Raw genomic sequence first — 26572 nt, 5'->3', positions numbered from 1 at the left:
CTAAAAATCCAACGGGATGTGTTTGTTTTGCTTTAACCATTCAACTTGAGATAATGTGTATCTCCACAAAATGTCCCCTTTTTCCTCTTTCCCAAAAGTCCAAGGTGCAATTATTACTACATCGTTGTCTCTTATCCAAACTCTTCTCTTTAGTTTGCCTCTAATTCGACCTCTTCTTACAATTTTATCTTGACATTTGACTAGAAGGTTTTCTCCCCCTAACATTTTGATGACTCTGCCAAACATCTCTTCATCTGTTTCAGGAAGTCTGATTTCTTTTAGAGCACTTTCATTTTTTACTTGTCGTTTTCCCAACGCATTTTACGCCTTTCTAATGCTATTAACGTTGGTATTGAATGTCAAAATTTTGAATGCCTGTTATTTTCAATCCCTAACCTGGATTTCTTTGTTTTATTTGAATTAACTTGAACTTTTTTTTGTTTTTCAACTAATTTTTCTTCTTTTGACCTAAAATACATCATTTTTCAGTGACTAAATGTGATGATAAAATTATTCACAAATCTATCTGTCTTTTATAGTATGAACAAGTAAAGATAACATGTCTTTTAGAACATGTGTTCATTGTGGATTGGAATATGAAAGTTTGACTAATGATTCCACATGCTCATCAAACTGCGCAAAAGAGATAGGGAAATAAACGAAATATTTTGTTAATTTGCAATAAATGCTATAATGAACATCATGATCAATGCATGGGAAAAGCAGGAATGTTTGACTGTGGTTGTAACTGCCTAAAAAACAATCATTCTTAAATGAAATGAACTGAAATAGAATTATGACAAAAAGAATCGAAGAGGAATTAGCAGAAATGAATCGACTAAAGAGATTAGAGTTAGAATTTCTATTTTTCAAAGCTAACATGGATGGAACTATGTTGGAGAAATTCCGTGATGCATTAACAACTAAAAATACCATTTCCTCAGATACCATGATAGGTGATGCTGAAACTACAGAATCTAAAGATTTCAAAAAAGATTTCCACTTGATTAAAAACACAATCAAAAAGGTGGCGGCATAACAGCACCTTACATGGTAGTTTCAACCACAAATTCTAACTGCTTGCGCTGTGGAAAAAATTCTTTGCTAACTGATGATGTTACTGGAGAACAGTTCTGTTCAAAATGTGGGTATGTTGTTTCTGAAAAATCAAATGAATCTGGTCCTGAATGGAGATCTTTTTCAACCGAAGGAAATGTAAATCCTGCAAGAGCCGGTGCCCCTTCTTCTCTTTTGATGCATGATATGGGGTTATCTACCGTAATTAATCCTCAAAATAAGGATGCAACAGGTAAACCGCTTTCTACATCAATGAAAAGCACAATTGAGCGGTTAAGAACCTGGGATAGTAGAAGTCAATCTCATGCCCCTGTTGATAGAAATCTTCGACAAGCTCTTAACGAATTATCTAGATTAAAAGACAAGATTGCACTTTCTGCAAATGTTCTTGAAAAGGCTGCTTATCTGTATCGAAAGGCTTTGGATAAGAAACTAGTTAGAGGCAGATCTATCTCTGCAATGATTGCAGCATCCCTTTATGCTGCATGTCGCGATACAGAAACTCCCAGAACTCTAAATGATATATCTACTGCTGCAAATGTAAAACGAAAAGATATTGCACGATGCTACAGATTACTCCATCATGAATTGGAACTAAAGATGCCTGTTGTAAACTCAATCCAATGTATTTCAAGAATTGCAAGTAAACTGGAACTCTCAGAAAAAACCAAAAGACATGCAGTAAAAATTCTTCAAGATGTTCAGGATAACAAAGAATCTGCTGGAAAAGACCCCATGGGGCTTGCAGCCACTGCCTTGTACATCTCTTGCCTTAAAAATAAGGAAGCCATGACTCAACGAAACCTTGCAGAAGCTGCCAACGTTACAGAAGTTACCATAAGAAATCGATTCAAAGGACTAAAAAACCAACAAAATGTGGATTTGGGTATTTGATGTTTCAGAAACAATTCCAAAATGAGGAAAACAAATGAAGTACAACTGTCGAGATTGTAAATTTTCTTGGGAAGGATTCCCTGACTCATTTGATAAAGTATTGGCACATGAAAAAACTCACAAAAAACACAAAACCAATGATTAACTCAAACTAAATTATCCATACATTGATTTTTCAGTAGTTTCATCTGCTGGGTTTGGCTGTCCTGAAAAACCACTAAAATTTGAACGTAAGATTTTTTGTATATGTGCTGTGACTCGTGCCACATTATCCCACCTATCATGAAATGAAACTCTGTCTAGAATCTCTTCATCTACATGTGAGAATACTGCTAGACCTACAATGTCGTTTTTGTCTTTAACCCATTGATGTCCAACATTACACATTGTACAAATTTCACTAATATCCATAACTGCTTTTGAAAATGATGGATTTTTTATCACCAATAATTTTGCATCTTCTGCTGGAAATCTCATGTTTACATTCAAATGAATTCTATCTGTTCTGTTTGCATTTTTACTGACAATAACATTTGTTCCGACTCGGAATTGCCATTCAATTAACTGACTTTTCTCTCTAACTTTTTCTGTTTGGTCTTCATAATTAATCTTAGTTACTTTGATAAACTCTTCAACAAGATTTTTCATTTCTTCTGAAGTTTTTACCATAAAACCACTCATCATTTGTGCAATATATGCATGTTATAGAAAAAAGAGACTAATGGCTGTGTCCACAACCGCAGGAATCATGTCCTCCATGACCCTCTGTTTCTTTTCCTGCACATCTAGAACATTTGTCTGAACCTGTTGGTGAGAAAAATCCTATGCCGCAAGAAACGCATTTTTGATTTGCCATGCATTTAATCAAAATTTGCTGTATTTATTGAATACGGATTAATTATATGCCTATCATCCAGTAGGTTTTGCATTTCCAACATCGCTTGATTCGTCTTTCTTTTTGAATTCTCTGTATTCGCCGATAACAGAACTGCATTTTTCACAGACGTATTGACCTCTTTCAATTAGGATCAAATTATCTGCAACTTCTTCATTAGGACTTTCTTCTAACTGAATTTTTGGTGGACTATCAAATTCTGTTTCACAATTATTGCAATAATGCTTAAGCATTTTTTCAGTTTCAATCTTTCCGATTGGAGCCAAAAATAATTTTCCAACCCCTAAATCTGCTTTTTTTGCTTGTTCTTCTGTTAAATCTGCTATTACGTATCCTCCAGAACCTTGAACTTTTAATTCAGTCATTTCAAATTGTTCTTTATTTTGGCATTAAAATACTATTTGTATTAAAATGGATTTTTAGAAAACAACGAGACACACGGAAAGCATGTTTTTCCTAGGACGCAAACCTAACATGAAATGCTTTCCATACCTTTATTCTACGACGCAGAATAACGGTTTTCTCGTCACTAATTATACGCCAAATTAATATTTAAGATTGATCTTGATTATCACCTAATGCTAACTTGTTGAAAATTCTAATCTATGAATTAATGAATACTTTGGAGTTTGATATTGTAATCATCTCTGCCATCTTGATTGGTATGTTTTCCTTTTTTGAAATTCTAATAATCTCCTCATGGTGGTTTTCTTTCAAGTGTTTTAGAAATTCATCTTCTGTAATATCGTTTTGCTTGTAATTGCAATCTGGGAATACGCAGTTGAAATTCATTTTTTGCTCTCTAATTCTTTGACTTTGGCCTCTAGTTCTTCTATCTTTTTTCTTAATTCGATATTTTCATCTCTGAGCGAATCTATCTCTCTTTGGTGTAACTCGTTAAGATCCATGAATTTTTTGCGCTAATTATCAACTTAAGCATATTGCTGAGTTTCATCAGCTCTGCAATCGTCGCAAGGGCAATGCCAATGACACTGAAGGTTCTGGCGTTGTTTCAAATCTTTTTTCTTTCGTGTCATGATTTCAATCTAATCTTGGCTATTTTTAACAGTAGTGGATATCAGTTAAAAGATGAAAAACCAGTAGATTCTTATCTAAAATTTCTTAGCAAACTCTATGGATAAAATTAAACAAAATTCACCAGTGCTATTCTACTTTAATCATTCAAAAAAATGGCTTGTAAAAATATCTAAAAAAGAATCCCTTCATACTCATATTGGAGTCATCAAACACTCTGATGCCATAGGTAAGGAGTATGGTTCTAGACTTGTCACAAACAAGGACAAGTATGTCTATCTGCTAAAACCTACGATGTATGACTATGTAATGAAAATCCAACATGGCACTCAGATTGTTTATCCAAAAGACATTGGTTATATCATTGCAAGAGCAGGAATTGAAAGCGGTCAAAAGATTCTAGAAATTGGAACTGGCAGTGGCTCTTTGACTTCATGTGTTGCAAGTATTGTAAAACCCCGTGGTCATGTTTACACATTTGATGTTGATGAAAACTTTATGAAAATTGCAGAAAAAAACATCAAAAAGGCAGGTGTTTCGAAATATGTCACCCAGCATAACTTGGATTTGAAGACTGTCAAGAAAATGCCTCTGGCAGATATGGATGTTGCATTGATTGATCTTGGTGATCCTTGGATAGTTATTCCACAAGTAAGAAAAATGTTAAAGGGCAGTGGCTCAATTTTTGCTATTTGCCCTACTATGAATCAATTAGAAAAATTAACTATGGCTCTAGTTGAAAATGAGTTTACTGATATCGAATCAACAGAACATGTTTTACGTACAATAGAAGCTCGAGAAGGAAAGACAAGACATTCATTTCAAGGCATAGGCCACACTACATACCTCTGTTATGCAAGAAAGGCGTTTTTTGGAAGAGAATCAAAAGAGCCTACTAAAACTAAAACCACTACTAAACCTGCCAAGAAAACTGCTAAAAAGACACGTAAAAAATCATCATAATCTTCAAAACAAGATTTATTCATCTATTCTTTAGAGATATCATATTGGCGCAAAAAACTCTAACTTCTACAATTGTAAAAAAATTCATCCCTGCTAGAAAATCAAAATCACGTAAAGGAGAAAATGGGATTGTTCTAGTTGTTGGAGGAAGTTACATTTACCATGGTGCCCCAATTTTATCTTCAATTGCGGCATTGAGGTCTGGTACTGATTTGGTTTACACCTCTGTTCCAAAAATTAACGTTGCATCAACTAGATCAGTATCTCCAAACCTGATTGTAATTCCCTTAGTTGATCAAAAATTGACTCGTGGTGCGGTAAACAAACTATTGGGTGCATTGCCACGTAATCTTGATTCTGCTACAATTGGAATGGGATTGGCAATTCAGGAGAAAAACTCTCTTTTACACCTTGTAAAATCTCTTCTTGATCGGGATGTTAGATTGTCTCTTGATGCTAGTGCATTGATTCCTGATGTCTTGCCACTTTTAGCAAACAAAAATGTGGTAGTTACTCCTCATGCTGGTGAATTTAAGAGATTATTTGGACAATCTCCACCTTCCTCAAAAAACGAACGAGTTAAACTAGTAGAAAAAAATGCAAAGAAATTTGGAATTACAGTATTACTAAAAGGCTCAACTGATGTAATTTCTAATGGAACTACAACTTATCTTTATGAGAAAAAAATTCCTGCAATGACTGTTGGTGGAACTGGCGATGTGTTGTCTGGATTGGTTGCAGGATTGTTATCTAAAAACAGAAAGCCCTTGGAATCTGCAGCAGCTGCGACCTTCATCAATGGATTGGCAGGAAAGGTAGTGCAAAAGAAATTAGGATTGCATATGACTTCTATGGATCTCTTATCCGAGATTCCATTAGTTATGAAACCTTTTGATAAAATAGTGTGATACAATGAACCCTCTAAAACATGTTGATACTAACATGGAAAATTTAATTTCAGATCTTCAAACCCTGATTAGACAACCAAGTGTTTCTGCAAAAAATGAAGGAATTGAAGAATGTGCAAAATTGGTGCAAAAATTATTAAAAAAATCTGGAATAAAATCTGAAATTCTACGACTAAAAAAAGGTGTTGCACCTATTGTTTATGGAGAAATAAAATCAAAACAAAATCCAAAGAAAACACTCATGTTTTACAATCATTATGATGTCCAACCTGCAGAACCATTTGAACTGTGGGATGCTCCTCCATTTAGTGGAACTCGTAAAGGAAACAAAATCTTTGGACGCGGAGCTACTGATGACAAGGGTGAATTGATTACTAGAATCAAAGCAGTTGAAGCTTGTCTAAAAACAACAGGTGATGTCCCTTGTAACATAAAATTTGTAATTGAAGGAGAAGAAGAGACTGGCAGTGCTCATATTGAAGAATATTTGAAAAAATACAAAAAGAAATTTTCATGCGATGGTGTTATCTGGGAATTTGGATATGTTGATGCAAAAAACAGACCTATTATTGGACTTGGAATGAAGGGATTGCTGTTTGTTGAATTATCTGTAAAAGAATCAATTCGAGATGCCCACTCCAGCTTGGCAGTGTTAATAAAAAATCCTGCATGGCGATTAATTGATGCTGTAAAAACCCTTAGAGACTCTGATGGAAAAATTCTCATTAAAGATTGGTACAAGGAAGTGTCTCCGCTTTCAAAAAATGATTTAGAAATTATAAAAAAAGAGCCCTTTGATGAAAATGTTTTCAAAAAAGAGTTTGGCATCAAATCATTTGTTGGTGCTAAGAAAGGATTGGATGCAAAAAAAGCTCTAGTTGGAGATGCAACATGTAACATCGCCGGATTTGTTTCTGGCTATACTGGGGATGGTGCAAAAACTGTTCTTCCTGGCGAGGCATTAGTCAAAATTGATTTTAGATTAATTCCAAAAATGGAACCAAAAAAGCAGATTATGCGATTAAAAAAACATCTAAAATCCAAAGGATTTGGTGATGTTAAAATCAAAGTTTTTCATGGGGAGGCAGCTGCAAGGACTGATTCTTCTGAACCCTTTGTAAATCAGGTAAAGATGGCTGCAGACAAGTCTTTTGGAAAATCAATTCTCAATGTCTCAAATGCTGGTACTGGTCCTATGTACTCATTTGTTGATGTTCTAAAGGCACCATGCATTGCAATTGGAAGCACATACATGTTTGCTAGAATTCATTCCCCAAATGAGTTTGCAAGAATTGATCTGCTAAAGAAGACAACAAAGTGTATGTGTATAATTATGGAAAATTTTGGCAAAGACTAGTGAAGACATCTAGGTAATTTTTTCACAATGTGAGATAATGATACTCTACCTGGACCTCCTGCAATAATTACCAGACATGCTGCTAACAAGATCAAATCAATACGATATCCTCCATCTCCTGTTAGACTTTGAGCTTCCTTTACAAGGAAAATAGCTCCTAGCATAATTATTGATAATAATGATGCAGATAATCTACTCAAAACACCTATGATTAACAAAATTCCTGGAATCAATTCTGCTAATGCAATTGGAACTTGCATCTCTGCTGGCATGCCAAGACTGCTCAAAAATCCTCCAAATCCTGGATTGCTTAGTTTGGACATGCCTGCAACAATAAAGATCACTCCAATTGATGATCGTAATCCCATAAACGAAATGTCTACTACGCTTCTTTTGCTAATCTCACTAGTAGCCATGCACTCTAACAGCTTTTTTCAGTATAACTATTTTTCCTATTATTTCTGTGTGGAATGTAGAAAGCCCTTTATTATGCTGCAAAATTATTTGAAATATGTCCATGTATATGCCAGGAGCAACTGCTGTTGGAATTACATTTGATGGTGGTGTAGTTTTTGCCAGTGAAAAAAGGATCGCTTTTGGAAACTTTCTTGTTAGCAAAACAACAAAGAAGACATTTCCTATAACTCCTAAAGTTGGAGCAACATGTGCTGGTCTTGTCGCAGATATGCAAATCTTATCATTGCAAATTGCTGCTCTTGCAAAAATTAGAAAAATGGAACTTAAACGTGATGTTCCTCCAAATACTGTCGCTAAAATGATGTCAAATATGATGTATGAGAGAAGATACTTTCCGTTATTGACTCAGGTAATTGTTGGCGGAGTTGTTGATAAACCAATTATGTATACTCTTGATCCTTTGGGTTCTGTTCTTCCTGATGAATATGCTGCAGTTGGAACTGGAGCTGAAATGGCATTAGGCGTACTTGATCCACAATTTAAGCCAAACATGACTAAGGATGAAGCAATTGATTTGGCAAAACGTGCAGTACGTGCTGCATCTTTACGAGATTCTGCTAGTGGTGATGGCTTGGATGTTCTTGTCATTACTAAAGATGGTACTGAAGAATTTACAGAAGAAATAAAATAAATTTTTTAATCATAAATTGTTTTTCCTGTTTCCCAGAATTTATCTGAAATATAATGAAGATTTTTTAGAACTTCACCTTTATCCATTTTTTCTAGTTCTGAACTTGACACCACTGATTTTCCTACTGCCAAAAACTTGTGTTGAGATTCCTCAACAATGCAAACTAGTTTATCTTTTTCAAATTCTGTAAATGATTTAATTCCTGGTCTCATCAGATTTGCACCTTTACACATGAATTTGACTGCCCCCATGTCCACTGTTACATTTGGAAATCTCTCCAACATCTTAGTTTCTGATAAAAATGGGAGATACTCGTCATTGATTTTTAGAATTTTAATCCCATTACCTGTAATAATTTGTGCATTGTCTAGAATTTGATGTACTTTGAGATTTTTAATTTTAGGAAATTCAATCCCCCATTGTTCTGAAACTGTTTTCAAGAGTGCAGATGTTTCACTCTTTGAAATTAAATTTGACTTCAAGTTCTAGCAATCTCTTGTCTTATGTCTAGCAAATCTCTTAGTATGGAACTAGCAGTCTCCATTCCTCCTGCCCCTCTTCCAATTATTGTCTGCGTCCCTGAATGCTCTGATGTAAATGCAATTGCATTTAGTGTTCCATTTACACAAAGTGGATCATCATTTGGAATCTCTTTTGGTGCAACAATTAGTTCTTTATTGCATGATGCGATTAATTTTACTGCACAGTTATTTTTGGCAGCTTTTTTGATGTCCTCTGTTGTTACCTTGCGAATTCCTGTACAATTAATGTCTGGCATTGTAACTTTCATTCCCATAATCCAATTAGCCAGAATTACTAATTTAGCAGCAGCATCAAGACCATCTAAATCCAATGCCTCGTCAGCTTCGACATATCCTTTGTCTTGCGCATCTTTGAGTGCATCTTCATAAGATGTTCCAGTTGCCATGTTTGTTAGGATGTAGTTTGTAGTGCCATTGAGGATGCCTGCAAATGACGTGATTCTTTCACCACTAAGACTGTTTTTTGCATAATCTAGAATTGGTGTTCCGCCGCCTACTGTTCCACTAAATTTGAACATAACCCTGTTGTATGTTGCAAGCTCCATTAGAGATGGAAATGCAAGCGCAAGTGGTCCTTTGTTTACTGAGATTACATGCATCCCTTTTTTCATTGCAGTTGTAATGTGTGTCATTCCTGGCTCTGCATCTTTGTAATTACTAGCAGTAGTTTCAATCAGAACATCTGCCTCAACATTTTTGAGCATATCAATGCCTGACATTGAATTTTTTGTACCTCCATAATTTTTTACAGTTCCAAATTTCTTCTTTACCTCAATGAGTTTGTTTAATTCCAATCCTGAAGAATTGACAGCACTTCCCTTACTATCAAAAACCCCTACCACTCTAGGTTTGAGTCCGTATTTTGCATACAAGTCCTCTGATCTAGACTCAAATAATTTCACTAAACTTTGGCCAACAACACCAAATCCACATAATATTATCCTCAAATTACGTCATTCCTTTTTCCATGATTGTTGCTCATTTTCTTTTTCATTTGATTTTCTTATCATTAAATGTGTTTTATTAATAATTTTTGAAATTACTGCTCTTCATCATCTTTTTCATGTTTCAATGAAATAGAGTTGATACAGTATCTCTGATTTGTAGGCTTGGGTCCATCATCAAAAACATGTCCTAAGTGTGCTCCACACTTGTTACAATTAACTTCAGTTCTTACCATTCCATATGATGTATCTGAAATATACTCAATCTTGTCTACTGAAATTGGCTTCCAAAAACTTGGCCATCCTGAACCTGAATCAAACTTTGTATCTGATGAGAACAACTCTTCTCCACAGCAAGTGCACTTGAACTTTCCTTCTAGTTTTGAATTGTTATATTTTCCTGAAAATGGGGGTTCTGTACCATGATTTATGCAAATTTCATATTGTTCTGGAGTTAACTGTTCTTTCCATTCTTCTGTAGTTTTTGTGATCTTTTCTGTCATGATATGTTTTCCTTTTTAAAATATTTGAATTTTTTCTATTTCAACTTCTTTCTTTTTTCTTCTGTTCTTTTTTCTGACTCAAATCTCTCCAAGTCATACTCTTTCATATCTACAAACTTCATAATTTTACTCAAGTTCGGATGAACTTTGTTGATTTGTGTAAACATTTGTTGTGCAACTCTTCTATAATCTACATGTCCTTGTGGCACAGTTCTTAGTTCAATTAAGTGACAAGCTTCTCTTAGATTAAATTTCATAAAATAGGGATAGTTGTATGCAAAGTTTACTACATATTGTCCTTGTTCTGGATACTTTTTTCTGATTTTATCAAATGTTTCTTTAGTTTTATTCATACAATCTTTAAAGTCTTTTTCAATACCTAGAATCTTAATTTCACTGGGGATATTATACCCATGATCTGTTGTAAGTAACTGTCTTTCTAATGTTAGTGCTCTGTGTCTGTGAAAATCTCTAAACATTCCAAAATTATTATACAAATCAAATGTATAGTATACATTTTCAAATGCACGTGATGGTCTATGTCTTCTATTTGTTCTAAGTTTTGCAAATTCTTCAATAATTTTTGTTTTGTTTTTAATTGACATTTTTTTTACTTGCTGCAAAATGTCTTGGTACGATGTACTCGGGGATTGTTCATACATTATACTGGTAATTATTTTATCAATTGCAGTTTTCTCTGATTCATAATCTACTAATTTTGTTCTATTACCTTTTTTTGGTTTGGACTTGATCTCTTTGGCAGAAATTGTTTTTGATTTATTTTTTACATCTCGAAGGTATTTCTGAAACGCTTTTCCATGTTTGTCATCTGCTCTTCGAACAAATGATTTGATGATTTTGTCTAGTTCTTTCTTGATTTTTGAGGCTAAATCTTGCTCTTCTTTGAGATTTGATGAGCCTAAAATTGTTAATAAATATTCAAACGCTCTTCCATTGCCTGTAATTCCTACATTAGTCAAAGTTGATGCTGGCAGTAATCCTCTCAAAATATCTAGTGCTTTGGCTTTTGTTGAACCTTTGTAAATCATGTTTGCTGATTTTATATCATTTTCATTTTTTAATTTAGAAAATGATTTTTCTTTTCCATCCTTAGAATCTTTAAAACTATATTTTTCAATTGGATATTTTTCTCTCACATAATTTATCATGGGTTCAATATTTTTTGAATAAACATCAAATGAAAAGTTACATGTTTCTTCATACCTATCTGCAAATCTCGATTTCATAATTTTTGGGTCTCGATAAAATCTGTATTTTCCATTTTCTTTTTTATTCCATGCAACATATCTTGATGATTTTTCTAAATATGATAATCCAATTCTTCTATCTTCAATTTTTTTTACTGCAATGTTTGATAACCCTTCAATTGCAATTTGTGCTTCGCCAAGTTCTGCAACAGAGTCGTCCCCATATTCTAAAAGAACTCTGTTGTAAAATTCCTCCCCTCTGTTTTTATTTTTCAAAAACTCATCAAGAAATATTCGTCTCATACTTTTGTCTGTTCTACTGTATCTTGACATCAGTGCTCCACGATCAACTTGTTGTGGAGTAATTATGGCAAACACATTTCCATCTGTATTTGAAAAATGTTCTGATAGAATCTTTTTTTCATTAGATGAAAATTCTGACAATATTCCTGTCAGGATTTTCAATTATTAATAGTCTATTTCTTTTTTCCAATTTGAATTAGATCGGGTCCTTTGTCTTTGTCCTTGTCTTGACCCTTAGCTTGCCATCTGAGTAGAACTTCTTTGAATGCAGCTGCATCAGCTTCATTTTCGGTATACATCAAAGTTGTTACCCAAAATCCGCCGTTGGCAGTTTTTCCTCCTACAGAATTCATCCAAAAGTCACTTGGCAGATTTTCCATGATTTTGCTTTCTTTTTCTCTACTGACTTCAGTCCATCTATTTGATACAAAACTCAAAATCTGCTCTAGTTCTTCTCTTTGAATCATGAGCCTACTATTTGGCCTCTAAATTTTAAAATTACTATAAAATTCGTGTTTTTGAGTTAGTGAAATTAATCTTACTAAAACTAAAAAGATTCCTTACACTTTGTCGGTTATACGTATCTCTAAAGTTACTCACATGACCCAAGATGATATCGAGATAATCGGTAAAAACGTCAAAGACATGTACGGAACATTCATGGGTAAAGTCGCAGGAACTATAACTGACATCGATGGTAGTATTCAATCCGTCGGCATTGACTGCGGTTCTCAAGGATTACAGCAAATCCAATATGAGCAACTGGTAGTTCAAGGTGATGTTGTTATATACATTCCAAAATGGAGACTCGACTCTCAAAGACTCATTCGTGAAAAACAACTAACTCTACGTCGTCTAAAGGCCTTGATTGATATTGTTTCAGAAAATGATGACATGAAAGAAGATGCAGAAATCATTCATGAAAAATACAAGTCAAAACTTGTATCATTAGATGAGACAGAAAGTGAAATCAAAGCCAAACTTGAGGCAAGATTGACAGAGCTAGATGAACAAATGAAGTCTGCAAAAATGTTATTGTTTGATGCAAAAGTACAATTCAAGAGCAATGAAATCTCTGAAGAAACATTTGAAACTGTGAAATCATGCACAACTGAGGTAATTGAGCATGTAACTCACGAAACAGCAGAAATTGCAAATGTTAAGAGTAGAATTGCAGATTTAGGATTGGAAGTGCAAGAAATAACAGCCCCTCCAACACCAGACATCCAAGAATCCGCCGTTTCATATCTGGAGACAAATGAACCACAACAAGTTGTTCAAACAAGTCTTCCGGAAGCACCAACAGAACCCGTTCAAACACCTTCAGAACCAATTGAAGCTGAGGCAGCCCCTATGCCAGAACCTCCAACAGAATCTGAAGTAACATTTGCATTTCCAGAACCACCCCAACAGGTGACAGCAGAAACTCCAAAAGATAACAACGATAATGATTGGCTTGCTAGAATGGAAGCACAATAATTTTTTTAATTATTTTTTTAACATTTAGAAAGATCTTAGTACATACACTCTTTGATGTCTGAGACCTATAACATTGGACTTGGAAATAATGATGCTGAAACTAGGCTAAATGCTGACTCTGATTATGTCTCCTTTTGGGATAAGCAGGCACGTAACTTGAGTTGGTTTTCGCCTTGGTCCAAAACATTGGATTGGCATCCACCTTTTGCAAAATGGTTTGTTGGAGGCACAATTAATGCCTCATACAATGCGTTGGATGTCCATCAAAACTCAAAATCTAAAAGACCCGCAATATTGTGGGAGGGTGAAAATGGTGATTCTAGAATTCTTACATATGGGGAAATGTTTGCCCAAGTTCAAAAATTTTCAAATACACTCAAATCTTTAGGTGTTCAAAAAGGAGATCGTGTAACTTTGTATCTCCCAATGATTCCTGAATTGCCAATTGCGATGCTGGCTTGTGCTAGAATTGGTGCTATTCACACTGTTATCTTTTCAGGATTTAGTGCAACTTCTATTCGAGATAGAGTCGATGATTCAAAATCTAAAGTCATTGTAACTGCAGATGGTGGGTATCGACGTGGAAAGATTGTGCCACTAAAAGAGGTAGTTGATGAGGCAATACAGGGATTTGATTTTGTTGAAAATGTAATTGTTGTGCAAAGAACAAAAAATGAAATTTCAATAACAGACAAAGACAAACTTTGGGATGAATTGCTGAAAGATGCATCCGATGTATGTCCTCCTGAAAAATTACAAAGCACACATCCACTTTACATTTTGTACACTTCGGGAACTACTGGTAAGCCAAAAGGGGTTTTACATGGTACTGGTGGTTACCTAACTCATCTTTATTCTACTTTCAAATGGGCATTTGACATTAAGGACTCTGATGTATTTTTTTGTACTGCTGACATTGGATGGGTGACAGGCCATAGCTATGTTGTATATGCTCCACTGCTACATGGTGCAACTGAAATTATGTATGAAGGTGCACCAGATTTTCCAGATGCATCTAGAATGTGGGATATTTTACAGAAATACAACGCAACTATTTTTTACACAACTCCTACTGCACTTCGAATGTTTATGAAATTTGGAGATGATATTCCAAATTCATTTGACCTTTCTTCATTGAGGCTACTTGGAACTGTTGGCGAACCAATTAATCCAGAAGTATGGAAATGGTATTTCAAGACTATTGGCAAAGAAAAATGTCCAATTATTGATACTTGGTGGCAAACTGAAACTGGAGGAATGCTAATTTCCCCTTTGCCTGGCCTGGAGACAATCCCTCTGAAACCTGGTTCTGGAACTCGTCCAATTCCAGGTATGAATATTGCAGTTGTAGATGAAAATGGAGAAGACGTTGCACCTAACACTAAGGGATATCTAGTCATCAAAAACCCCTGGCCTGGGATGCTTTTGACATTGTGGGGTGATGATGAAAAATACAAAAAGGTGTATTGGTCAAAATACAAAAACTGTTACTATCCTGGTGATTATGCACTAAAAGATTCTGATGGATATCTGTGGTTGCTTGGACGAGCTGATGATGTTCTCAAAGTAGCAGGTCATAGAATTGGAACTGCAGAACTTGAGAGCTGTATTGTGTCTCATGATGATGTTGCAGAGTCTGCCGTATGTGGGATTCCTGATGAAGTAAAAGGTGAAGTAATAATTGCATTTGTTGTTCTCAAACAAGGTGTTGCCACTGACACAAAAATTTTAGAAAAAGAACTATTTGAAAAGATTAGAAATGATGTTGGTGCAATTGCAACGCCTAAACAAATCTACTTTGTATCAAAATTACCAAAAACAAGAAGTGGAAAAATTATGAGACGACTATTAAAGGCAATTGGAAATAATGAAAAGATTGGTGATGTTAGTACTTTGGAAGATGGTGCTGCTGTTACTGAAGTGCAAACAGCATTTGATGAGATTCAAAAATCAATACAAAATTCAGATTAATTGTTAAAGACTTTTTAAGTCCATAGTAGATAACATTTTGAACATCTCTTTTAGTCCGTCATATTCTGATTTTGATTCTTTGTCAAATTCATTGTATTCTTTCTCTTTAATCTCATCTAATCTGTCATTTGCATCTTTGAAAAATTTTTGATATTCGTTAATTTTTTGATCTGTCATTTGAGTTAAATCAAAAATAACTGTATTACTTCCAAGAAGATTCTTGTTTTCATCATATAGGCTAGTGGCTTGCAATAATCCTGGAAATGTACTTCCATCTTGTCTTTTAAAGGTAATTTTTCTATCTGTCACTTTGCCTGTTTCAAACCATGTTTTGAGGGAATTATTCATAGTCTCCCATTCTTCTTTAGGTACATGTTCAAAGATTGTTTTACCTAAAATCTCGGATTTGGCATATCCTAGATTTGAAGCATATGTGGAATTACAATCTAATATTGCCCCAATAGAGTTGATTCTTCTCCACATTACTGGTGCATCTTTGAGTGTTTTTCTTGCTTCCGTTTGTGGCATTTTTTAAAATTGTAACAACTAGTTATTAAATTACAATCTAGTTAAAACCACTGATCTAAGTTTTGACTTTTTTTCTCTAATGCTTTTTTTAATCTGTTTAATGTAGAGTTGACTCTGTCTTCAGAAAAACTTCGTTCCTTTACAAGATAATTAGTTATTCCCTCATAGTCTATGTCGTTAAAAATAATTTCATCTATCTCTGCAACTTCTGGATTCAAAAATATTTCTCGAATTTGTTGAAAATCGATTTCTTGTAACTGTTCTTGAATTTGAGGTATGTCTTCTAATCTTGAATGTTGTTTGATCATCTTTAGTGCTGTCTTTGGACCGATTCGTTCAAAACCGTTTGGATTAAAATCAGTTCCAATTAAAATTCCTACATCTATAAGTTCTTCTCGTGTTAATTCTAATGATTCTAGTGTTTTCTGTGTTTCAATAATTTCTGGAACGATGTCGATGTATGTGTTTTTGTTTGGTATTTTCCTTCTTCCGCTATTTGTAAAATTCCTAACAAGTCTTTTTGCGCCACATAAAATTGAATCAAAATCTTGACTTGCAGAGGCGTATGCTTGACCAGTGTTTGTAAGATGAGCTGCAGTTGCTTCTCCTTCTGATGGGGCTTCAATGTATGGTATGCCAAAATATGTTAGAAGTTGTTTTGATTCTTTTACCATACCATCTTTCATACTGGTAGTTTGCTGAGCATATTTTCTGGCATCTTCTAGGTTTCCATCTGCAATGGCTTTTTCATATTTTATTGTGGCATCCATTTTGATTTGTTTTCTACGCTCGATTTCCGCAGTTTTTAAGGATGGGGGCTTTCCATCAAATACGTATACTGGTTTTATTCCTAAAGATAGGAAATTCACATTTCTATAAAGAAGACCGCTAAGATGACTTGTAATCCTGCCTTCTGCATCTGATAGTTGTAATCCATCTGGACCTCTAATGCTTGCTAAAAACTGATAGATTGCATTGTACGCATCAATTGCAATTACTTTATTTGAAAATGCTTCAAGAGTTGTTTTCTCCCTTACAACCAAGTCTTTTAGATTTAAGCCCATATTTTTAATTGAAATTTTAAGCTATTTTGTGTTTATCTTTTCTATTTGATCGGTATTTTAGATAAAATCGATTTTATTGTTGATGCTGATTGTATTTTATTGTGGTCAATCTGATACTCTCACCCAATCTGGAAGACAAGATATTTGAAATCAAATATTCTGATGGATATGTCTCAAAGATAACGTCATATTTTCCATTAACTAAGTATGAAAAACAAGAAATCATCTCAATTATGAATATCGAATTTTCTGAATTTCATTCTATTTTTACAGATACAATTACTGAAGAAGAATGGAACAAAACCAAAGAACAAATCAAAAAAAGATTCAATGGTGAACTGTTTGATATTGATAAAAAACTCTAATTCTGATTTGCTTTATTATGGAGAAAATCTTAGATTAATTGCCGGGATAGCCAAGTGGTAAGGCGGCCGTCTCGAAAACGGCTACGTGCAAGCGTGCAGGGGTTCGAATCCCTTTCCCGGCGTTATTTTGCAGTATTCCTTGTTGGGGGATATGATTATATTGAATTTCAATCCTTTGTTGAAGTTAAAAAAAGAAAAAGAGAAAAAATTGAATTAATTTCTATAATCTTCATTTTCTAGATAATGACTAGCTAAACGCTCTAGAATAAGATTGAATGTCATTTATCGCTTCTTTCCTTTTGATTTTATTGTACTCTTTATTGCTCTTTTTGGGGCCTTTCTTTTTGTAGGGGCCTTTCTAGAAGCAGTTTTTCTTTTTGGAGCACTTGCTGCTGCTCTTTTTTTAGCAGCAGTTGATCTCTTTCGCTTGGCTGCAGTTTTTGCTGCAGCTTCTGCCTTTAGTTTTGCATTTCTTTTACGAGTTCTAGCAGCTTTTTGTGCTGCAGCACTACGTTGGGCTTTTGTTTGTGCCATGAACTTTTTGTTTTTCACTTGCTCAAATACAGGATACGTTCACTTTTTTTACTCTATTCTATAGCTGTTAGATTCTTTTTTCTTGAATGGATCAGTAAAATTACCATATTTTCAAACAGTCTACTTAATTATTCAATAATCAGTTAATTTTTATGATTTAATATTTCTAAAAATTTACTTTTTGATATGATTTCACATTTTTGTCCAAATACGGATGTTATTATAGGCAAGACTGTAGTTTGAATTATGTCACAAGACAGAAAAATGTACAAATGTACATGTGCTGACTGCGGAAAAGATTCTGAGGTTCCATTTGAACCAAAAGAAGGCAGACCAGTATATTGCAAAGAATGTTTACCAAAACACAGAAAGTAGAAGATTTAGATTAGTTTCGTTTGATTAACTTTGAACTTGATTATTTTTAGATAACTCTCAAATTTTTTTATTAATTAAGATTTGTGACTGCACGTGTGTACTCGGTTTAAATGAGGTAAAAATTGCCATTTTACATGTTAGATAATACTACTGACACGATTTTCATTGGAAAGAAACCTCTAATGTCATACGTTACTTCTGCAATAATTCAATTAGCATCACTTGACTCTATTACCATTAAAGCTAGAGGAATGAGTATTGGCTTGGCAGTTGATGTCACTCAAGTCCTTTTGAAAAAAACAAATGTGTTTGAAGTCGGATGTGTTAAAATTAATTCTGAATCTCTTGAATCTCAAGATGGACGAAAAAGAGATGTTTCAACAATTGAAATTCCAATTTCAAAGAAAGCAAAATAAGTAAAATTAATTTTAATTTGTCTGATTTTACCTAAGATTTTTTTGGTATGTTTTTCAAAGTATAATAGCATTGAAAATAATATTCATGTTACAATGATTCATAAGATTCGCTATTTTGAAACAAAGACTCTTTCTCAAGGAGTGTATCTTCAAGATGTAGTAAATGACTTTTTAGCTGAAAAAGGTGAAAATGTTATTGCTGTGATGCCTGTTATGGATAATTCTTTGATTGTCCATTATAAAGAATAATCCCCCTTGTTTTTTTCTTAACTATATTACCTAATGATTTTTTCATGTTTTGTCTATGTAACATTTGGCCAGAAATTAGAATCAATTTTTAAAGTACTTTAGAAGATGATCCATATGGTTGAAGATATTGAATTAAAGATTCAAAAATCAGAAATTTCTACTGCTGAATTAATTTCTCATTTTCGAGAAAAATGCAAGATATGTGGACACCATAGAATCATGCATGATGCTGCAGGCAAATGTGAAGGTGTAATGAATAAACCCTGTACTTCTGGTTGTGACAAATTTGAAGCAGAGTAACTTCAAATTCTTTAATACTTATTTTCTCTACATTGTTTATGGGCCCTGATGTAAAAGAAGAGAAAATTTATCCTTTAGGTTATGAGCCACATGTAACACCTGAAAAGACGGATCCAAATGTCCGAAATCAATTAATTAATTTCATTTTAAAATCAGGACCCACTGAAGTCGTTGATACTGACTTGTTTGCTGTTATGGCAAAAAGACGTTCGACAAGAAAGTTTTTAGATAAACCTGTTGAGACTGCAAAAATTGATAAAATTATTGCAGCAGCTGATACTGCTCCTACAGCTGGTAACTATCAGGGGTTTGAAATTTTTTATGTAAAAAGCCCTGAAAAGAAAAAACAACTAGTTGAGGCATGTAACAAACAACCTTATGTCGATGCTCCAGTCGTGTTGGTTTTTTGCAAAAACCCCTCTAGAGTAAAATTTGATTTTCCTGAATATGTTTTAAAGAAATTTGCCATTCAAGATGCTACTTTGGCTGCAGGCTACTCCCAATTGGCAGCACAAGCTTTGGGTTTGAGTTCAATTTGGATTGGCATGTTTGATGAGCAAAAAGTGATGGATGTAATTGGGACTGATTTAGTTCCTTCCTCCGTATTATGTATCGGATATCCTCAACAAACCAAATTCCCAAAACCAAGACGAAATCTCAAGGACTTGGTTCATGTTACATGGTAAGCTCCTCCTAAAATTATTCATCTTTAAATAATCAAAACAATTTGTTAGATTCATGACTGATGCTTATGTGATGTTAAATTGTGAGTTGGGTGCAGAGACTGAAATAATCGAAAAACTCAAAGAGATTGAACAAGTCGCAGATGTTTTTGAAACTATTGGAACTCATGATATGCTAGTAAAATTACAGGCAGAGAATTTTGAGAAGATCAGGGAAATTGTTTCATGGAATATTCAAAAATTAGACAAAGTTCGTTCTACTGCAACCCTCATAAAAAAAGATAATTAAGATTAGGCCCATCTTGATTTAGATGGTCGACGAAAAAAATGAGATAGATAAACTCATTGATAATATGATTTCTAGTGGTGATGAATTAGTCAAAAACCTCAAAACAGTTTTACCAAACTCTGTTGCAGAATCAATGGTGATGTTTCATGAATCAAATGTTGAAAATTTGAAAAAAATTAAAGAGTTTTTGAATAAATAGATTTCATATAATACGTCTTATTACTACTATATCCTTTTTAATCATTAATTCGATTTTATATCGTGTCAAGATCTAGGACTATTAGTATCACTGTAAAGAAAAAGACTGGCGATACATTTGATGCAATCTTGCAGCTTCCTCCTAAAATGATGCCTGATGCAAAAATCAATGAAGATGGATGGTGGTCATTTACTGGACCTCATGGAAAATCCAAACTGAAATTCAACGAAAATAAATCCCTTGGAATTTTGGACCATAAATTCATCGATGAAGAATCTGTATGGGATGTTCCTATGAGAGTTATTTCAAATGATGAATATTCTGAAATAATGATTACTCTGAATAAACCTGATGAGATAACAGATAAACAATTCAATCAAAGAGTAGATGAGATTGGAGAAATGGTTCAAAATATGAAACAAATCATAGAGTCATCTTGAGCCTAGACTAGTACAAATTGTTCTTTAAGCTTAAAAGTAAATTTGGATATTATATAATTATAAAAATGCCATATGAAGAAATATACTTTCAAAGATTAGAAGAAGATGAGTTTAATGAGTATGAAAAAATAAAATCTAAAAAAACTTCTTAATCTTGTTTTCTCTCTGAATCCTCGTTTTCTGTATTACCTGGACCTACTATGTCCTCGGGTTTTACTTTCCTGTCCCAATCTCCTCTTACTCCCTTTATTAGGGCAATTACTCCTGCACCAAGTAATCCGATTACCAATCCAAAGAAAACAGTTTGGTCCATTATCTTAAATGAACAATTAATCTCTTGTGGGGGTTTGTCTTCAAAATATTCATAACATGTTCCAAATTCGTCTGATTCAAAAGTTGCAGCCTGGTACTGTGATCCCATTACACCTAAGACAAGAAATCCTGCAAAAGTAAGACCTATCCCAATAAGGATAAATCGCATATCGCTCATAGTACTTTTTATGATTTACAGTATTTACATTTTAACCTAAAAATACTCTGGTGTTATTTTTCTAACAGTGCTTTGAGATTTTCTAATGATGCCTCATAAAATGAACCCATGAATACAAGAAAATCTGTGAATTGTTTTTCTGTCATTTTTTTACTATTGATATATGATTCCCATGTTAACTCCACAAGATTTTTTGATTTTGGTTTGATTGATATTGTTGCAACATATGCTCTAAGTGGCAATCCTTCTGTGGCAATATATGTAAAATATTCTCCAGTTTTCCATGCTACTACATGCTCTTCTATTTCATTACCATCAGCAAAAGTGATTAATCGTATTGCACCCACTCCTTTTTTCTTTTTAGAAAGATATACTGTATCTTTTACATCTACTAGCCATGTGGGAAGCCCAACAATATTGCTAATTTTCCTCCAAACTTTATGATTTGATGCCTTGATCTTTATTGTTTTTTTTACCGTGCCTGTATGAAATGATTTTTTTTGAATTTTTGCCATATGTGGGACTCAAATCTTGTGATTTTTAAATTTTGTACAACCATTTTTAATCCCCTTTAGCAAATATCATCAAATGGTCTTTGGATGGGGAAAAAAGAAGCAAGAAGAGAAACCTGTAGAGGATATTACTCAAACAAAAGAGATTCCTTTATCTGATGTAAAAAAAATTGTGGCTGATTTAGCGAAATTAAGAGAATCTCAAACTATCTCTGAAATAAAACATCTTAGAAATGGCACTGCCCCATTAATTGACGATTTAATCAAAATTGGAGACAAACTAGAAAAAGACACACTAAATGTTGATGATATTGATAAGCATCTTGCAATCATTGTGGTTCGAGGTAAAAAGCAGGTTATTGACATAATAAAAAAGGGAGTGGTACCCCTTCCTGAAATATCTTCTATTGATGATGCAAAAAAACTAGATGTCTCTTTAAATCAAATTCTAAAAAAAGTGGGTGATGTACTGGGTCGTCAAACTAGAATCATCCATATTTTTGCCAAAAAATATGCAGCTCAATTAAAAGATAGTTTAGAAGTGATGAACCAGAATCACTCTGAGATTCATGACATTCTTCAAAACTTTGAAAATACAAAGTTGACTTCTGAAGAAATTTTAAACACTTTGAAACAAATTGATAAATTAAAATCAAAAAAAATAGAAAAAACTCAAAAAATTATTGATACTCACAATGAGTTGGAATCTACTAAAGAACATATTGTCTCATTACAAAAATCAATTGAAGAAATCAAATCTTCTGATAATTATAAAAAATACATTGAATCAAAAAAACTACTAGAGTCATTTGAAAACCAAAAATCAAGAATCAAAGATGAAATCAATTTCCAATTTACAAAAATATCTAGACCTCTTGGAAGATATGAATACGCTTCATCTTTAGATAAAGACCAAAAAAATATACTAACACAATTAGTAAATGATCCTTTTGATGTACTAATTCCTGAAAACAGAGATTCAATAATTTTGATTTTAGAAAATGTCAGAAAGGGAATTGCTTCAGGTTCAATATCTGTTAAAGATACTGAAAAGACCTTTTCTCAAATTACTGAAACTGAAGAAACATTAGATGGGTTTATTTCAAAGGTATCTGAGTACTATCAAAAATATAAAAAAATGCAAGATGATCTGAACTCACTTCGTTCTGAAAAATTAACTGCATTAGAAACTGAGCTTGCAAAAACTTCTGAGTTAAAGGATGATTTGGAACTAAAATCTGAAACATTTCAAGGTGAAATTGACGAGATTGATTCTACCCTGCCCCAACTCGTCTCTGAAATAGAGAAAAAACTGCGTTCATTCTCTAACACAAAATATACGGTTTTGATGTCTTAAAATTAAATTAGTTCAAAACTCTAGCATTCTTGTGTTATTCAAAAGGAAAAAATTTGAGCGAAAAGTGATACTTGAAAAAGATGTTCTTGATAGCATTTTATCTTATTGTCAGATGAAACATCCTAATGAAGGAATTTTGATTCTTAAAGGAAAATCAAAAAATGGCGAAATTAAGATTGATGGACTTGTAATTCCCCCTTTCAATTACACTGGGCCTACATTTGCAGGGTTTCCTCATTCATTCTTACCATTTGATATGAGTTATGTTGGAATTGTTCATTCTCATCCTAGCGGTTCTGCTGAACCCTCGGTAACTGATCTTCATAATTTCTTTGGGCTTGTTTCAATCATCGTGAAATCCCCCTATTCTGATGATTCTGTTTTTGCATGGGATAGCAGTGGTAATGCCATTCCAATTTCAATAAAATAATTATTCTTAAAACTCTAGTTAAATTTTAAAAAAATTAACAAAACTTTATAACCTTTTTGAAGGTACTTTTAATGAATTGTTTAATTACAAAACTTATTTGATATTCTTATTTGCATCCCTTGCAATCAGCATTGGTTTGCAGATGGTCTTGCCCTTCCCATATGGTTTAGGTGCTGCCCTTGCAATATTTATCGCATTTCCGCTAATTTTGAGACGACGCTACATGAACCGTATGAGAGGTTATGGTGGCAGTGATTCTGGAACTGGTGGTGGATTCTTTGGAATGGGTTCACAAGGTGGTTCTGGCGGTGTTCGTTATGTATGTCTTGTATGTAACAACAAACACAAAGGTGGGTCTTGTCCAAGATGTGGTTCTAAGATGCAACGTGCTGACTTTTAGAAAAAATGTCTCTTGATGAAATTCGTCAAAAAGTAATTTTTCATAATTCTGTGGATGTCTGGATCATTGCGTGTGGAGAAAAAAACAAAGATTGGACAAATCCTGAAGAGTATAAGAAATTCATAGCATATTTGCTAAAGAATAATCTTAATCTCAAAGCTTTCAATCTTTGTACTCATGAAGCTGGAGCCACTGAGGAAGAAAAAACAAAATTTACTGAAATTTTAGCTCAAACAAAAGAGACTGATCCAAATTCTAAAACTTATACAATCAAACTTAATGAATCTGCAGTAGATACAATTAGAAATTATTTTTAATCATCTTTTTAGTTTTGGATTGACAATAGCATCCAATGCGTTTCCTATAAACACAAATGCCAGACCTGCAATTGCAATCATTACTCCTGGCGGCATTATCCACCACCACAATCCTCTTGCTGCAGCACCAAATGTATTTGCATCGTGAAGAATATGCCCCCATGTTGGAAATGATGGATCGCCTAACCCCAAGAAACTCAAACCGGCCTCTGTAGTAATTGCCGCAGGTACTGATATTGCAATACTTGCAAATGCATAGGGCAGTAATTGAGGCAAGATATGTTTGAGTACAATTTTGGAATTTTTTTGTCCCATCATATTTGCAGCATCTACATATCCTCTAGTTTTGATTTGTAATGACATGCTTCTGGCAACTTTTGCAATGCCTACCCATCCAAAAATCATCAAAAATCCTACTAGAACAAATATGCTGTTGCTAATTGTAACTGATAAAATAATGAGAAATGGTAGTGCTGGCAATGCGTATATGACATCATTAAAGCGCATCATCACTTCATCTGTTTTTTTGCCCTTGAATCCTGCATAAACTCCATACAATAATCCCATAATTACTGACGCAATAGATACAACTAATCCGATGAATAATGCCAGTGGGGTTCCCCATAGCAATCCTATGGCAAGATCACGTCTTAATTCATCTGTTCCCATCATTCCAAATGCTTTGCCACCAATAATCAATTTGGATTCGTGAGTCTTAATCTCTGAATTAATAGAATATGTATCGATTGAAAAAATATATTTTCCTTTGAGTGGTTCGTTTGTTTTAGTTTTTGAAAATACAATGTCTTCAGCTGATAATCTTTCTAAACTAAAATCAAATATTTCTGATTGCAAAAACAAATTTTTCTTTATTGCTTCATCTGTTGAAAAGATCCTTTCTGTATGAATTGTTTTTGAATTAGAATGTGGCAATGATGTTGATATCAGTTCTAATTTTATTCCGTCAGGTCTAATAACTGACATTTGTAATAACACTGATTCAGAATATTCTGATGAAAAAACATAGATAAAGTCATTTGGAAAAAACTCATAGTCAAAATCAATTCCAAATTTATGTGATGATAAATTAATTTCACCTTCAGAATTAGTTTGGATGGTTGGGTTTTCAAGAATTTTATGTTCAGGAATTTTTTCAGTCATGAAAATATTTACCCAAATAGGAATTGCGACTTTGGGATACAGGATCCAGTTTCCAGGATTGTTCCATTCTTGAAATGTCTCAACTGGAATGGCAATTATGGCAATAATTGATATTGCAATAAGAATACTGAGAATGGCAATTCCTGCAATTCCTATTTTGCTTTTTAGAAATTCTTGCTTTATTTCTTGGGGGGTTATGCTACTCATTGACCAGTTCTCACCCTCGGATCAAAGTACCCATACAGTAAATCTGCGATAAATATACTGACTAGAAAGAATACTGTTAGGATGTATGTGGCTCCGATTATTACAGGCAAGTCCATAACTGTTATTGCCTCAAAATATAATCTGCCCATTCCGGGCCAATCAAATACTGCTTCTGTAATTATTGCCCCTCCTAGAGAACCTGATAGACTAAGAGCTAAAATTGTAACAATGGGGGGTGCTGCATTTTTTAGTGCGTGTATGTATATTATCTTTTTTTGTTTTATTCCAATTGTCCTTTTTGCCATGATAAAATCTTCTTGCATAATTCCTACCATGAAATTTCTTACCAAATATGCCCATGATCCAAATCCAATCATTACAATTGTAATTAGTGGCAATGCCATGTGGTATAACAACGAACCAATGTATTCTGGATCTGTTGTAGGAATGTCTGGTGTTGCTCTTGCTGGAAATATTTGATATGTGAATGCAAATAGAAATATCATTAGCATTCCTATCCACCATACCGGAAAACTAGAACTAATAATTGCAAAACTAGATGTAATTCTGTCTATAATTGAACCCACTTTACTTGCAGATAATGATCCTAAGAAAATCCCAATTATTGAAATTATTATGGTGGCTGTCGTAAATAGAAGAATCGTTCTTGGAAGTTTCTCAAATATGATATCTTTTACATCTGATGACCCTACATCACTAGTAAGAAATGTGGCATGACCAAAATCTAAAAGCAAAATTTTGTACATTGTAAATCCTATTCTTTGTGGTGAATACCATGGTTCATCTAATCCTAAAACTTTGGTTCTTTGATCAATTTGATTTTGTATAAACTCCTCAAACTCATCAACAGATGAAAAACTTTCAACAATTGCTGGATTTTCAGTTATCTCTGATCTTACCTGAAACACTATTCCTTGTTTGAGAATGGTGTCCATATTTGAGCCAACTAATGCAATTGTAATTAGCAATGTAATCATTAGAACCCCAAACATTGTTGCCAAACGTGTGGCAACATATCTTTTCATACTCAATAATCACGGATATGAAA

The 26572-nt window shown here is 33.8% G+C and carries 39 protein-coding genes and 1 tRNA gene; 22 read left to right on the top strand and 18 right to left on the bottom strand.

The annotated features are described in order from the left end of the window. Positions 1-315: a translation initiation factor eIF-1A gene (locus C6989_RS07015; protein WP_148703556.1), complete on the bottom strand. Its 315-nt coding sequence runs from the start codon at positions 313-315 to the stop codon at positions 1-3. Between the two features lie 481 nt (positions 316-796). Here C6989_RS07015 and C6989_RS07010 point away from each other — a divergent pair, with 481 nt between their 5' ends. Together C6989_RS07010 and C6989_RS07005 are read left to right on the top strand one after the other, a co-directional pair. Then, on the top strand, positions 797-1039 hold the full coding sequence (locus C6989_RS07010) for a hypothetical protein (RefSeq protein WP_182126751.1): 243 nt from the start codon (positions 797-799) through the stop codon (positions 1037-1039). Positions 1040-1050: 11 nt separating this feature from the next. Then, entirely contained in the window at positions 1051-1971 is a 921-nt protein-coding gene (locus tag C6989_RS07005; protein ID WP_148703554.1) for a transcription initiation factor IIB, read from the top strand. A 156-nt stretch (positions 1972-2127) separates the two neighbouring features. Here C6989_RS07005 and C6989_RS07000 read toward each other — a convergent pair whose 3' ends face one another. The 4 genes from C6989_RS07000 to C6989_RS06985 form a co-directional block, all read right to left on the bottom strand. Further along, a complete protein-coding gene (locus C6989_RS07000) occupies positions 2128-2640 on the bottom strand; it encodes a hypothetical protein (RefSeq protein WP_182126750.1) in 513 nt (170 codons plus the stop codon). Between the two features lie 49 nt (positions 2641-2689). Continuing rightward, positions 2690-2827, bottom strand: coding sequence for a hypothetical protein (locus tag C6989_RS06995; RefSeq protein ID WP_182126749.1), 138 nt, complete (start codon positions 2825-2827; stop codon positions 2690-2692). A gap of 53 nt (positions 2828-2880) precedes the next feature. After that, complete coding sequence (locus C6989_RS06990) at positions 2881-3231, bottom strand: hypothetical protein (protein ID WP_148703552.1); 351 nt, start codon at positions 3229-3231, stop codon at positions 2881-2883. A 238-nt stretch (positions 3232-3469) separates the two neighbouring features. Beyond that, positions 3470-3658, bottom strand: a complete 189-nt coding sequence (locus tag C6989_RS06985; protein ID WP_148703551.1) for a hypothetical protein — start codon at positions 3656-3658, stop codon at positions 3470-3472. Between the two features lie 342 nt (positions 3659-4000). On the opposite strand from C6989_RS06985, the gene C6989_RS06980 reads away from it, so the two are divergent. From C6989_RS06980 to C6989_RS06970, 3 genes are read left to right on the top strand one after another with little or no spacing between them, the layout of a single operon-like run. Beyond that, the gene (locus C6989_RS06980; RefSeq protein WP_148703550.1) at positions 4001-4864 is read left to right on the top strand and encodes a tRNA (adenine-N1)-methyltransferase; all 864 of its coding nucleotides are present in this window, start codon (positions 4001-4003) and stop codon (positions 4862-4864) included. 44 nt (positions 4865-4908) lie between these two features. Beyond that, positions 4909-5772 carry an NAD(P)H-hydrate dehydratase gene (locus C6989_RS06975; protein ID WP_148703549.1) on the top strand — a complete coding sequence of 288 codons (864 nt, stop codon included), beginning with the start codon at positions 4909-4911 and terminating at the stop codon, positions 5770-5772. 4 nt (positions 5773-5776) lie between these two features. Next, positions 5777-7129: a M20/M25/M40 family metallo-hydrolase gene (locus C6989_RS06970; protein WP_148703548.1), complete on the top strand. Its 1353-nt coding sequence runs from the start codon at positions 5777-5779 to the stop codon at positions 7127-7129. Here the strand turns inward: C6989_RS06970 and C6989_RS06965 are convergent. Further along, positions 7126-7545: a DoxX family protein gene (locus tag C6989_RS06965; RefSeq protein WP_148703547.1), complete on the bottom strand. Its 420-nt coding sequence runs from the start codon at positions 7543-7545 to the stop codon at positions 7126-7128. The two genes, C6989_RS06970 and C6989_RS06965, sit on opposite strands and share 4 nt — an antisense overlap. Positions 7546-7640: 95 nt before the next feature. On the opposite strand from C6989_RS06965, the gene C6989_RS06960 reads away from it, so the two are divergent. Beyond that, positions 7641-8237, top strand: a complete 597-nt coding sequence (locus C6989_RS06960; RefSeq protein ID WP_237087638.1) for an Ntn hydrolase family protein — start codon at positions 7641-7643, stop codon at positions 8235-8237. Positions 8238-8242: 5 nt separating this feature from the next. Here the strand turns inward: C6989_RS06960 and C6989_RS06955 are convergent, their stop codons facing one another. The 5 genes from C6989_RS06955 to C6989_RS06935 form a co-directional block, all read right to left on the bottom strand. After that, positions 8243-8719: a PUA domain-containing protein gene (locus C6989_RS06955; protein WP_182126748.1), complete on the bottom strand. Its 477-nt coding sequence runs from the start codon at positions 8717-8719 to the stop codon at positions 8243-8245. Continuing rightward, a complete protein-coding gene (locus tag C6989_RS06950) occupies positions 8716-9726 on the bottom strand; it encodes a homoserine dehydrogenase (RefSeq protein WP_148703545.1) in 1011 nt (336 codons plus the stop codon). The genes C6989_RS06955 and C6989_RS06950 overlap by 4 nt, the downstream gene beginning before the upstream one ends. A 92-nt stretch (positions 9727-9818) precedes the next feature. Beyond that, on the bottom strand, positions 9819-10226 hold the full coding sequence (gene msrB / locus C6989_RS06945) for a peptide-methionine (R)-S-oxide reductase MsrB (protein ID WP_182126747.1): 408 nt from the start codon (positions 10224-10226) through the stop codon (positions 9819-9821). Positions 10227-10261: 35 nt separating this feature from the next. After that, on the bottom strand, positions 10262-11878 hold the full coding sequence (locus C6989_RS06940; RefSeq protein WP_148703543.1) for an FAD-dependent thymidylate synthase: 1617 nt from the start codon (positions 11876-11878) through the stop codon (positions 10262-10264). Positions 11879-11910: 32 nt separating this feature from the next. Then, entirely contained in the window at positions 11911-12204 is a 294-nt protein-coding gene (locus C6989_RS06935) for a hypothetical protein (RefSeq protein ID WP_148703542.1), read from the bottom strand. A 133-nt stretch (positions 12205-12337) separates the two neighbouring features. Here C6989_RS06935 and C6989_RS06930 point away from each other — a divergent pair, with 133 nt between their 5' ends. Together C6989_RS06930 and acs are read left to right on the top strand one after the other, a co-directional pair. Further along, positions 12338-13216, top strand: a complete 879-nt coding sequence (locus C6989_RS06930; protein WP_148703541.1) for a CdvA-like protein — start codon at positions 12338-12340, stop codon at positions 13214-13216. Between the two features lie 54 nt (positions 13217-13270). Further along, positions 13271-15187, top strand: coding sequence for an acetate--CoA ligase (acs, locus tag C6989_RS06925; protein WP_182126746.1), 1917 nt, complete (start codon positions 13271-13273; stop codon positions 15185-15187). A 3-nt stretch (positions 15188-15190) separates the two neighbouring features. Here acs and C6989_RS06920 read toward each other — a convergent pair whose 3' ends face one another. Together C6989_RS06920 and fen are read right to left on the bottom strand one after the other, a co-directional pair. Continuing rightward, on the bottom strand, positions 15191-15715 hold the full coding sequence (locus tag C6989_RS06920) for a PAS domain-containing protein (RefSeq protein WP_148703539.1): 525 nt from the start codon (positions 15713-15715) through the stop codon (positions 15191-15193). Between the two features lie 41 nt (positions 15716-15756). Beyond that, positions 15757-16779 carry a flap endonuclease-1 gene (gene fen / locus C6989_RS06915; protein ID WP_148703538.1) on the bottom strand — a complete coding sequence of 341 codons (1023 nt, stop codon included), beginning with the start codon at positions 16777-16779 and terminating at the stop codon, positions 15757-15759. 101 nt (positions 16780-16880) lie between these two features. Here fen and C6989_RS06910 point away from each other — a divergent pair, with 101 nt between their 5' ends. Together C6989_RS06910 and C6989_RS06905 are read left to right on the top strand one after the other, a co-directional pair. Next, positions 16881-17144, top strand: coding sequence for a hypothetical protein (locus C6989_RS06910; RefSeq protein WP_148703537.1), 264 nt, complete (start codon positions 16881-16883; stop codon positions 17142-17144). 40 nt (positions 17145-17184) lie between these two features. Then, a tRNA-Ser gene (locus C6989_RS06905) sits at positions 17185-17266 on the top strand. Between the two features lie 160 nt (positions 17267-17426). On the opposite strand, the gene C6989_RS06900 is transcribed toward C6989_RS06905, so the two are convergent. Continuing rightward, the gene (locus C6989_RS06900; RefSeq protein WP_148703536.1) at positions 17427-17678 is read right to left on the bottom strand and encodes a histone; all 252 of its coding nucleotides are present in this window, start codon (positions 17676-17678) and stop codon (positions 17427-17429) included. Between the two features lie 246 nt (positions 17679-17924). On the opposite strand from C6989_RS06900, the gene C6989_RS06895 reads away from it, so the two are divergent. From C6989_RS06895 to C6989_RS06860, 8 genes are all read left to right on the top strand, one after another. Continuing rightward, the gene (locus tag C6989_RS06895) at positions 17925-18053 is read left to right on the top strand and encodes a CxxC-x17-CxxC domain-containing protein (RefSeq protein ID WP_148703535.1); all 129 of its coding nucleotides are present in this window, start codon (positions 17925-17927) and stop codon (positions 18051-18053) included. A 134-nt stretch (positions 18054-18187) separates the two neighbouring features. After that, positions 18188-18469, top strand: coding sequence for an AlbA family DNA/RNA-binding protein (locus C6989_RS06890; protein WP_148703534.1), 282 nt, complete (start codon positions 18188-18190; stop codon positions 18467-18469). 93 nt (positions 18470-18562) lie between these two features. Then, positions 18563-18718 carry a hypothetical protein gene (locus tag C6989_RS06885; protein ID WP_192827840.1) on the top strand — a complete coding sequence of 52 codons (156 nt, stop codon included), beginning with the start codon at positions 18563-18565 and terminating at the stop codon, positions 18716-18718. 114 nt (positions 18719-18832) lie between these two features. Then, positions 18833-19018 carry a hypothetical protein gene (locus C6989_RS06880; RefSeq protein WP_148703533.1) on the top strand — a complete coding sequence of 62 codons (186 nt, stop codon included), beginning with the start codon at positions 18833-18835 and terminating at the stop codon, positions 19016-19018. Between the two features lie 38 nt (positions 19019-19056). Next, a complete protein-coding gene (locus tag C6989_RS06875) occupies positions 19057-19704 on the top strand; it encodes a nitroreductase family protein (RefSeq protein ID WP_148703532.1) in 648 nt (215 codons plus the stop codon). Positions 19705-19756: 52 nt separating this feature from the next. After that, positions 19757-19990, top strand: a complete 234-nt coding sequence (locus C6989_RS06870) for an Lrp/AsnC ligand binding domain-containing protein (protein ID WP_148703531.1) — start codon at positions 19757-19759, stop codon at positions 19988-19990. A gap of 22 nt (positions 19991-20012) precedes the next feature. Then, positions 20013-20189 (top strand): hypothetical protein, encoded by a 177-nt coding sequence (locus C6989_RS06865; protein WP_182126745.1) that lies wholly within the window; start codon positions 20013-20015, stop codon positions 20187-20189. Between the two features lie 62 nt (positions 20190-20251). Further along, positions 20252-20629 (top strand): hypothetical protein, encoded by a 378-nt coding sequence (locus C6989_RS06860; RefSeq protein ID WP_182126744.1) that lies wholly within the window; start codon positions 20252-20254, stop codon positions 20627-20629. A gap of 148 nt (positions 20630-20777) precedes the next feature. Here C6989_RS06860 and C6989_RS06855 read toward each other — a convergent pair whose 3' ends face one another. Further along, complete coding sequence (locus C6989_RS06855) at positions 20778-21110, bottom strand: hypothetical protein (RefSeq protein ID WP_182126828.1); 333 nt, start codon at positions 21108-21110, stop codon at positions 20778-20780. 62 nt (positions 21111-21172) lie between these two features. Further along, on the bottom strand, positions 21173-21634 hold the full coding sequence (locus C6989_RS06850) for an SRPBCC family protein (protein ID WP_148703529.1): 462 nt from the start codon (positions 21632-21634) through the stop codon (positions 21173-21175). A 73-nt stretch (positions 21635-21707) separates the two neighbouring features. Here C6989_RS06850 and C6989_RS06845 point away from each other — a divergent pair, with 73 nt between their 5' ends. The 4 genes from C6989_RS06845 to C6989_RS06830 all read left to right on the top strand — a co-directional run bounded on the left by C6989_RS06845 (position 21708) and on the right by C6989_RS06830 (position 24135). Then, positions 21708-22988 (top strand): exonuclease SbcC, encoded by a 1281-nt coding sequence (locus C6989_RS06845; RefSeq protein ID WP_148703528.1) that lies wholly within the window; start codon positions 21708-21710, stop codon positions 22986-22988. Positions 22989-23019: 31 nt separating this feature from the next. Further along, the gene (locus C6989_RS06840; protein ID WP_148703527.1) at positions 23020-23418 is read left to right on the top strand and encodes a Mov34/MPN/PAD-1 family protein; all 399 of its coding nucleotides are present in this window, start codon (positions 23020-23022) and stop codon (positions 23416-23418) included. A 142-nt stretch (positions 23419-23560) separates the two neighbouring features. Then, positions 23561-23818 (top strand): hypothetical protein, encoded by a 258-nt coding sequence (locus tag C6989_RS06835; protein ID WP_237087637.1) that lies wholly within the window; start codon positions 23561-23563, stop codon positions 23816-23818. Between the two features lie 5 nt (positions 23819-23823). After that, positions 23824-24135, top strand: coding sequence for a hypothetical protein (locus tag C6989_RS06830; RefSeq protein ID WP_148703526.1), 312 nt, complete (start codon positions 23824-23826; stop codon positions 24133-24135). Here the strand turns inward: C6989_RS06830 and C6989_RS06825 are convergent, their stop codons facing one another. Further along, positions 24136-25503: an ABC transporter permease gene (locus C6989_RS06825; RefSeq protein WP_148703525.1), complete on the bottom strand. Its 1368-nt coding sequence runs from the start codon at positions 25501-25503 to the stop codon at positions 24136-24138. Further along, positions 25500-26549, bottom strand: coding sequence for an ABC transporter permease (locus C6989_RS06820; RefSeq protein WP_148704168.1), 1050 nt, complete (start codon positions 26547-26549; stop codon positions 25500-25502). The genes C6989_RS06825 and C6989_RS06820 overlap by 4 nt, the downstream gene beginning before the upstream one ends. Positions 26550-26572: the final 23 nt, after the last annotated feature.

The organism is Nitrosopumilus sp. b2, from assembly GCF_014078535.1.
GTDB classification, from domain to species: Archaea; Thermoproteota; Nitrososphaeria; order Nitrososphaerales; family Nitrosopumilaceae; genus Nitrosopumilus; species Nitrosopumilus piranensis.
Note: the sequence above shows the minus strand (reverse complement) of the source record. Positions and strands in the feature narration are given on the sequence as shown.

Bases quoted from the DNA above. Each gene is read 5' to 3' on its own strand.
- C6989_RS07010 (WP_182126751.1), top strand. From the start codon at position 797: ATGACAAAAAGAATCGAAGAGGAATTAGCAGAAATGAATCGACTAAAG.
- C6989_RS07005 (WP_148703554.1), top strand. From the start codon at position 1,051: ATGGTAGTTTCAACCACAAATTCTAACTGCTTGCGCTGTGGAAAAAAT.
- C6989_RS07000 (WP_182126750.1), bottom strand. From the start codon at position 2,640: ATGGTAAAAACTTCAGAAGAAATGAAAAATCTTGTTGAAGAGTTTATC.
- C6989_RS06995 (WP_182126749.1), bottom strand. From the start codon at position 2,827: ATGGCAAATCAAAAATGCGTTTCTTGCGGCATAGGATTTTTCTCACCA.
- C6989_RS06990 (WP_148703552.1), bottom strand. From the start codon at position 3,231: ATGACTGAATTAAAAGTTCAAGGTTCTGGAGGATACGTAATAGCAGAT.
- C6989_RS06985 (WP_148703551.1), bottom strand. From the start codon at position 3,658: ATGAATTTCAACTGCGTATTCCCAGATTGCAATTACAAGCAAAACGAT.
- C6989_RS06980 (WP_148703550.1), top strand. From the start codon at position 4,001: ATGGATAAAATTAAACAAAATTCACCAGTGCTATTCTACTTTAATCAT.
- C6989_RS06970 (WP_148703548.1), top strand. From the start codon at position 5,777: ATGAACCCTCTAAAACATGTTGATACTAACATGGAAAATTTAATTTCA.
- C6989_RS06965 (WP_148703547.1), bottom strand. From the start codon at position 7,545: ATGGCTACTAGTGAGATTAGCAAAAGAAGCGTAGTAGACATTTCGTTT.
- C6989_RS06960 (WP_237087638.1), top strand. From the start codon at position 7,641: ATGTCCATGTATATGCCAGGAGCAACTGCTGTTGGAATTACATTTGAT.
- msrB (WP_182126747.1), bottom strand. From the start codon at position 10,226: ATGACAGAAAAGATCACAAAAACTACAGAAGAATGGAAAGAACAGTTA.
- C6989_RS06935 (WP_148703542.1), bottom strand. From the start codon at position 12,204: ATGATTCAAAGAGAAGAACTAGAGCAGATTTTGAGTTTTGTATCAAAT.
- C6989_RS06930 (WP_148703541.1), top strand. From the start codon at position 12,338: ATGACCCAAGATGATATCGAGATAATCGGTAAAAACGTCAAAGACATG.
- acs (WP_182126746.1), top strand. From the start codon at position 13,271: ATGTCTGAGACCTATAACATTGGACTTGGAAATAATGATGCTGAAACT.
- C6989_RS06920 (WP_148703539.1), bottom strand. From the start codon at position 15,715: ATGCCACAAACGGAAGCAAGAAAAACACTCAAAGATGCACCAGTAATG.
- fen (WP_148703538.1), bottom strand. From the start codon at position 16,779: ATGGGCTTAAATCTAAAAGACTTGGTTGTAAGGGAGAAAACAACTCTT.
- C6989_RS06900 (WP_148703536.1), bottom strand. From the start codon at position 17,678: ATGGCACAAACAAAAGCCCAACGTAGTGCTGCAGCACAAAAAGCTGCT.
- C6989_RS06895 (WP_148703535.1), top strand. From the start codon at position 17,925: ATGTCACAAGACAGAAAAATGTACAAATGTACATGTGCTGACTGCGGA.
- C6989_RS06890 (WP_148703534.1), top strand. From the start codon at position 18,188: ATGTTAGATAATACTACTGACACGATTTTCATTGGAAAGAAACCTCTA.
- C6989_RS06885 (WP_192827840.1), top strand. From the start codon at position 18,563: ATGATTCATAAGATTCGCTATTTTGAAACAAAGACTCTTTCTCAAGGA.
- C6989_RS06880 (WP_148703533.1), top strand. From the start codon at position 18,833: ATGGTTGAAGATATTGAATTAAAGATTCAAAAATCAGAAATTTCTACT.
- C6989_RS06875 (WP_148703532.1), top strand. From the start codon at position 19,057: ATGGGCCCTGATGTAAAAGAAGAGAAAATTTATCCTTTAGGTTATGAG.
- C6989_RS06870 (WP_148703531.1), top strand. From the start codon at position 19,757: ATGACTGATGCTTATGTGATGTTAAATTGTGAGTTGGGTGCAGAGACT.
- C6989_RS06865 (WP_182126745.1), top strand. From the start codon at position 20,013: ATGGTCGACGAAAAAAATGAGATAGATAAACTCATTGATAATATGATT.
- C6989_RS06855 (WP_182126828.1), bottom strand. From the start codon at position 21,110: ATGCGATTTATCCTTATTGGGATAGGTCTTACTTTTGCAGGATTTCTT.
- C6989_RS06850 (WP_148703529.1), bottom strand. From the start codon at position 21,634: ATGGCAAAAATTCAAAAAAAATCATTTCATACAGGCACGGTAAAAAAA.
- C6989_RS06845 (WP_148703528.1), top strand. From the start codon at position 21,708: ATGGTCTTTGGATGGGGAAAAAAGAAGCAAGAAGAGAAACCTGTAGAG.
- C6989_RS06835 (WP_237087637.1), top strand. From the start codon at position 23,561: ATGGTCTTGCCCTTCCCATATGGTTTAGGTGCTGCCCTTGCAATATTT.
- C6989_RS06830 (WP_148703526.1), top strand. From the start codon at position 23,824: ATGTCTCTTGATGAAATTCGTCAAAAAGTAATTTTTCATAATTCTGTG.
- C6989_RS06825 (WP_148703525.1), bottom strand. From the start codon at position 25,503: ATGAGTAGCATAACCCCCCAAGAAATAAAGCAAGAATTTCTAAAAAGC.
- C6989_RS06820 (WP_148704168.1), bottom strand. From the start codon at position 26,549: ATGAAAAGATATGTTGCCACACGTTTGGCAACAATGTTTGGGGTTCTA.